Origin of the sequence: Metabacillus lacus (genome assembly GCF_009674805.1) — a bacterium.
In the GTDB taxonomy this organism is placed as follows: domain Bacteria; phylum Bacillota; class Bacilli; order Bacillales; family Bacillaceae; genus Metabacillus_C; species Metabacillus_C lacus.
This window is the reverse complement of record NZ_WKKI01000041.1, coordinates 23888-30894: the sequence shown is the minus strand read 5'-3', so window position 1 is coordinate 30894 and position 7007 is coordinate 23888. Positions and strand designations below refer to the sequence as shown.

Annotated in this window: 3 protein-coding genes; all 3 read right to left on the bottom strand. The window is 43.1% G+C overall.

Features of this window, described 5'->3' with window-relative positions:
- Positions 1 to 437 precede the first annotated feature (437 nt).
- Positions 438 to 2180, bottom strand: coding sequence for a M14 family zinc carboxypeptidase (locus GJU40_RS16355; RefSeq protein WP_154309144.1), 1743 nt, complete (start codon positions 2178 to 2180; stop codon positions 438 to 440).
- Positions 2181 to 2316: 136 nt separating this feature from the next.
- Positions 2317 to 4887, bottom strand: coding sequence for a ligand-binding sensor domain-containing protein (locus tag GJU40_RS16350; RefSeq protein WP_154309143.1), 2571 nt, complete (start codon positions 4885 to 4887; stop codon positions 2317 to 2319).
- Positions 4888 to 5007: 120 nt separating this feature from the next.
- Entirely contained in the window at positions 5008 to 6642 is a 1635-nt protein-coding gene (locus GJU40_RS16345) for an alkaline phosphatase (RefSeq protein ID WP_154309142.1), read from the bottom strand.
- Between the last annotated feature and the right edge of the window lie 365 nt (positions 6643 to 7007).

The window sequence follows — 7007 nt, the reverse complement described above, 5'->3', positions numbered from 1 at the left end:
GATGCCCTGTTTGTTATACTATCTCGCCGTTTTCCCATTATAGTAGAACAAAACAACACGCTTTGTTATAGTATCTCGCTGATAGTAGAACAAAGAGCACCCTTTTGTTATACTATCTCGCCCATAGTAGAACAAAGAGCACCTGTTTGTTATACTATCTTGCCCATAGTAGAACAAAGAGCACCCTTTTGTTATACTATCTCGCCCATAGTAGAACAAAAACCCTCCGATTGTTATACAATCTCGCGGTTTTCGCCATATAGTTAAACCATCCCGCATTTCGGCCACTCAATAGAACAAAGCAGCCCCCGTTGTTATCCAATCCCCCTAATAATACAACAAGCCCCGCCTTTCTCCCATGTACCCCTCAACAACCACACACGAGGCGCAGCTCAGGCAAATAAGAAAACCCCGCTTTTCAGCGGGGCCACTCTCTCTTATTGAATTGTCACCGGAGAATCCAATGCCTTTCTTGCTGCTTCCAATACAGCTTCATACACTGGGAGATCCGGGTATTTTCCTGGATGCAGTTTGTTTCCTGCCTCTTTGATTGTCCTGGAGCGGACAACAAGCCTGTCGTACATCGCGAGCTTTTCGTCAATGAGGGCAGTGTCTGCTTTTTCAGCAAGCAGCACCTGAACTTCCTTCAACAGAAGCGCACGTGAGATTTCAAAGATGACTGTTTCCTTTGTAATTTTCGCAGGTACAATATATTTTTCACGGAAAAGATCTCTGTACGCCGCACCATATACTCTTGACAGCGTCCGGTCAGCACGGAGAATCTCGGATGACAGTTTTTCGTATTCTGCGAAGGTAGCCTCATTTAACACACCGTTTGTGATAAATACCTGTAGATTCGCCCTTTGCTGCTCTAGTTCGTTCCCTACTTTTACAGCATCTATGAATCTTGCAGCATTGAGGCGCCTTTGCTTCGCATTATCAATGCTGGCCGTTAATGAGCTGCGCTGCGCGGCAGGCAGTGCTATAACCAGTTTTTCAGCACTTGCAATGTCAGCGCCCGCTTTGTTGTAAAGGTTACGGAAAGCTGTTGAAACAACTAGATCATTTGTACTTCTAATATTTGTTGTGTGAAGCGGAAGCAGAGAATATGTCGAGCTCAGCAGTGAGTTCACCTGAGCTGTGACCGTTTTCACCTGCTGTCCTACTCTGGACATGTAGAGTGCATGCCCTTCCCTTGCCACATAAAGACCGACTGCTTTGTTCTGATTCCACGCTGCCCCAAAATTGGATACCGGCGGATTTGTTTCTCCGACATATGGTGAAATTTCAGGGGTAAAGGCAGGGCGCTTATAAGCTGAAATAAACCAGTCCGTCAAACCGCCTCCGGATGGGTTTGGACCAGGATAGATGAGGCGGTATCCTGTCATTCTTCCAATCTCTTTTGCATAGCGGTGATCACGGTCATATATTGAGCCGGATTGTTTATAATTCCAGAATAGTATCTGGCCGCTGCTGTGATAGCTGACAGCCATCTCCGGCTGAGTGCTGCCTACAAAATTCACAATTGCTTTTGTTTCAGCAGAGCTGTGAGGCGAATAGCCTTTAAAGTTCTGATAGTAAGGCCTTCCAGGGTTAGATACAATCGTGCTCCATCCGGCATTGTACTGGCGGTTTAAATCTACGCCTTTCCCATTTGCCTTCCAGCGTTTAAAGTTAGTGCTTCCGCCGTTCATGTTGATGAGGGCACTATGATCTTTTGAAGGAAATCTGCCAAGCCCGTACTGCTGCAGAGTAACACCGTCAGGATTAACCATCGGTACAAACCACATGGTCGTATTGTCGAGAATAGGTCTTGCCGCGAGGCCGTTTATTGACGTACCGCTCTGGTAAGCTTTTGCATACTGATCGATCATATACATGTTCAAGTTTGTCGTGAGCCACTCTCTTGCATGGTGAGAGCCGTTAATAAACACTGTGGACGGTCCCTTTCCTACAGAGACTGCATAAATGTCCCGGCCGTATTCTGATTTGCCGATTACTTTATAGGTGACGAGCCCGGGGTAAGCCGCGGCCAGCTTCTGAATATCAGAAACCATCGTTTCGTAGGAATACGTCTGGTTGGGATTTACTGTATTAGCAGCAGCTCTTTCCCCTCCAAAAAGACCTAATGCTAATACAGCAAACAATAATAGAAAAATAGCTTTTGACCTTAAAAACATAAGAGAATCCTCCTGTTTTATTAAATGTATACTATTAATCTACCAGTATATTACTTCAATACCAGTCTTGACTTAGAAAATAGTACAAAAAAAACAAGCGGAAGAAGTAATCCTCCACTTGTCCACTACGGGTTCTTTAATTTTTCTTAAATTCCATTTTGTTTTTCTGAAAATTGATGTAATAACCGTTGCCAATGTCGAGCTTTTGGCCATCTGTTTTATAAATTTCGTAAGTCTCGCCTTTTGACAGCTGCAGCACAGGTTCAGTTTCGCCATATTGATACAGCTGAGTTTCTTCCCCTAACGTAACAGTGCCAATGTAATATGAAACATCTTCATTTTTCATTACTTTGTAGCCGTTCCCGACATCATAGCTGTGTTCATCATGCTGGTAGACACGAATCTCCTCGCCTGGCTGTATGAGCCGAAAGACAGATCCGTCAGGTTTTAGAATGGGTGCCTGAGTTAAGGTGAATACACGTCCTATATACAGACTTACCTTATGGTCCTCATGGTAAATATAGTGTTCTCCGCCAACATGGTAATATTGGCCGGAAGTGCCGTACACTCTGTAAAACTTTTTAGCGGCGAGCTGCTGAACCGGCACCATGGAGTTATTTTGCTTCTTATACAAAATCAGCGGCTGTTTGCTGTATACCCTGGCCACAGGGAATTCTGCATTTTCAACAGGCACATTCGGAATAAACAGCTGTCCTGGTACAAGCTCATACTCTTTTGTCAGCTTGCTCGGATCAATTTTCCAAAGGTTGGCTCCACTGTTGTAATAAAGATAGCCTCTTGGATCTTTTGCGAGATGAAACACCTCTCCAGATCTGTAGTTTGTGATTGCGTTTGTAGCAGGATTTACTTTAAACAGTGTCCCCTGAAGGGTGCCGAACAGCTCGCCCGAATGTCCAAAAACAAGGTTTTCATTTTTAAACATCCCCTTCACCTGATGCGGGTTAATTGGGTACATCAAAGGGCGTTGATCTTGAGAGTGATATTTCATAAGCTTATTGTCGACAATACCCCAAAGTGTGCCGTCCTGTCCTGTTGCCAGAGCTGATACCATGACGGAATATCCGCCCGGCAGTCCGATCGGCCTCAAAGTAAATTGAGGATCATCTGTACTGACAGCAAACAACTGCGCCCCCAAAACAGATCTTTGACCGCTTCCATCAAAGACACTTGTGCCAATATACAGCTTGCGCTCCGCCTCACTGTAAGTCATGGAAGAAACACTTTGCTGATAAGGAACGCTAATCTCATGAATGACTCTTCTTTCCTTAAGGTCATATACGAGAAAAGCACCTTGAGACTGGCCTCGTTTAGGGATTGTCCCAATGTACAGCTGATTTTTCTCTTTATCAGTCTGCATGGCAATAGGACGGTCCTGTCCTTTATCACCGAGCGTTAAGATTTCCTTTGGATTTTTACCCGGCTCCCAGGCCTTTGTACTGTCAAACTCATAGACGCGGCCATTTGGGTACACACCGAAAAACATTGTTTGATTCAGCTGTGCAAAGCCCTCAATCTGGCCCAATCCCTGATACATATTGGATTGAGACGTCGTTGAATCAAATACACCAAGTCTTCCGGAAATAAAGCCGGAACTATAAATTTGTCCGTCTGCTCCCGAGCCAATGCGGTAAATTTCAACCGCCTGCGGAGGAAGTTCAAGATTCGTGCTGGTAAATCTTTTGCTTTGAATGCCGTAGGTAAAGAATCTGCCGCCATTTCCAGCAAGTCCGACCACAGTCGGTTCCCCGCGCAGATTTACGATATCAAGTGAAACGGCACTGGAATTGTACAGGTTGGTGTTAGACAGCTGCTCTATCTGCCCGCTTTCTAAATGATAGGCGTGAAGCTTGCTGTTAAAACTGTAATAAACAAGTCCGTTGTGAGCAGGAGACACGCCTCTGGAATCGGCCTGTATCACTGTTTCCATTGCTTCTGAATCCAGATTGAATTTAAGGATTTCAGATTTTCCTTCTATTTTGGCAAACAGGCTTCTGCCCTGAATGTCCATGTCATACACGGAAGCTGCAGGTCTGTACTGTGCAGGCAGAATATCCTTTTTGACTCCGGTCTTAAGATCCCATTTTATGAGAGATGCCGTCGAACCTACCCCAGCATAAAGGTAATCTTTTTCTTCATCAAAAACAACGCTTCTGGCATATTGCTTGCCGTGAACAGCCTGGCCGTAGTTCTGGAAGCCCTTTTGAGCGTCATATGAGAACAATCTTCCTCCGTAAGAAGTCACGCCAAAAAGGCGGCTCCCCTTTTTATCATATGTAAGATCCCAAACAACCGTATCGGAGTTGGTTGTCGCTTTTCCTAAATCCGACAGCTCTCTTGTGTCTGGATTATATTGAAAAACATGCTCATTCGGCGTTGTACCGACCCATACTTTATTGTCAGGGCTGATTTCGATCGACCACGCAGCCTTCGCACCTTTTAATTCTTTTAAATCGATAACTCTGTTTGAATGTAAATCAATGACGACAAATTTAGCCGGCTCCCCTTGAAGCAGCGCATAATAAAGCGGCTGGCCCAGAGAGTTTACTCCAGCTTTGCCTTTAATCACATTCACATATTGTACCTGGGGACCTAAATTTTCGTAAGGACTAGAGGCAGCTGCAGTAAAGGTGGAAGGGAATAAGAACAGAATAAGTGATGCAGAAAGGATGAAACGGAAAAACTTCACAATAATATCCTCCAAAACCATTATTTACTATGTACTATTCTAACAAAGCGCAGGACTAATGTCATTATAAACTAGAAAAAATACCCTTCTTATAGTCTTAAGAAGGGTATTGTAAGAAAGTTATTTTTTAAAGATGTCAACACCCTGGCGAGGAATATAGAATTTGTTGTTAGTGTAAACATTCACACCTTCAAGTTCTTTCAGCTTGCCATTATGAATCATCAAGTTTTTATTTTGCAGGAATCTAGCTGTTTTGCCGTTTCTTTCTACGACTAATACCGGATTTGCCTTATCAGACTTATCGATTGTTACAGTAGCACCAAGTGCAGTAAATTCTGCTTCTGCATCAACAAACATTCTTTTGTTTAGATCATCAAGGTTAATCTTCATTCCTTTTGCCATTGCTTTTGCAATGTCAGTGTTGTCAACTAAACCAAAAGGTCTGTCTGGACCATATGAGTAAAGGAATACATCTTCACCAGTGTGTCCGCCAGTACTAAAGCCAATATTTGCACGGGCTGAAAGCAGTTCAACAAATGTTTTTGAAAGATCTTTAGAAGCGGTAAGCGCTTGACGCTCTTTATCATTCAGGTTGTCAAGTCCGTAAAGCTTTGCAGCTTCTTCAACAGATTTTCCCTTGCGGTGTTCATTAATAGCACCTTCCAAAGTCATTGTAGCTTTCTTTAGAGGATCAATATAATCACTTACTGGCAATTCAGGGTAGTTTGTATTTGTGTTCACGTTCCCCATTGTGATTCCGCTGTTACCATGGTCAGATACAGCGATAACCATTGTGTTGCCGTCTTTTTTAGCAAATTTCAATGCTTCACCTACAGCATCATCAAATGCAAGCACATCACCGATAATTCCAATTGGGTCGTTTGCATGTGCCGCCCAGTCAACCTTGCTTCCTTCAACAAACAAGAAGAAACCTTTTTTATTTTGAGACATGGTATCAATTGCTTTTTTCGTCATTTCAGCAAGAGTCGGCTCTTGAGGGCGGTTTTTAGCTCTGTCCATGTCATACGCCATTGCACCGTTCGCAAAAGCACCCCAGATTTTTTTGGATTTTGAATTTAAAAGCTGATCTCTTGTTTCTACGAAATCATAACCTCTGGACTGCATCAATCCAAGAAAATTTTCGTTGTCAGCACGGTTGTTTCTTCCCGTACCAGGGATAAGAGAATCTTTTCCTCCACCTAACACAACGTCCATTCCTTGATAAAACTGCTGCTCAGCAATATCGCCATAATTGCTGCGGTGGCTAGCATGAGCGGAGAAACCTGCCGGAGTCGCATGCTGTATTTCAGAAGTAGCAATAATACCTGTAGATTTTCCGGCAACCTTAGCTCCTTCAAGTACGTTTGCTACCGGCTTAAGCATATCTTCTTTCTTCACAGGTGCAACACCAGGTGAATTTACCTTGTCAGGAAGAATTCCCACATATTTATCGTTTGATTTGTATCCAGTAGCAAGAGCAGTTGCTGCTGGAGCAGAGTCAGTAATAGCTGATTCAGCAGAATGAGTGCGCACGCCGCCTGTTACAATACTGTCCATTTCAAGAGGACCGCCTTTATACCAGCGAGCCAATGTCGTAGCACCGGCACTTGTTCCGTCCATCACCATCATAATGACATTTTTTGCTTCAGGCTCTTTTTGCTTTGCAGAATAAGAGCTTGTCCCAGATAAAAGAGATCCAACAGCTACAGTACCTGCAAGCGCAATAGCAGCAAGCTTTTTTCCATGTTGAAACATTGTGTAATTCCTCCCGTATTTAACTTAGTTTAACCACTATTCAAAAATATCATGTGAATGTTAACAATCTCTTTCTATCATGTAAACTTAATGTAAATATGGAAGAATAAACCTTATAGCCTAGTTTTTTATAATTACATGACTGCCAAACAGTTACAATTCATCTAGAATTCTTGTCTACTTACTGATAGCAGGAACTTTGCAGTGAGCCTTTCAGCGCAGTTCTTTAAATTGTTAAGTATCTATCTCTTCTATTCACCGTTAAAAGGTTCCCTTGATAAGGAAAAGTTAAGAAAAACAAAAAAAACCCTCCATATTGATGTCAGAACAACATGGAGGATCCCTTCTATATGAATTTGAAAGGG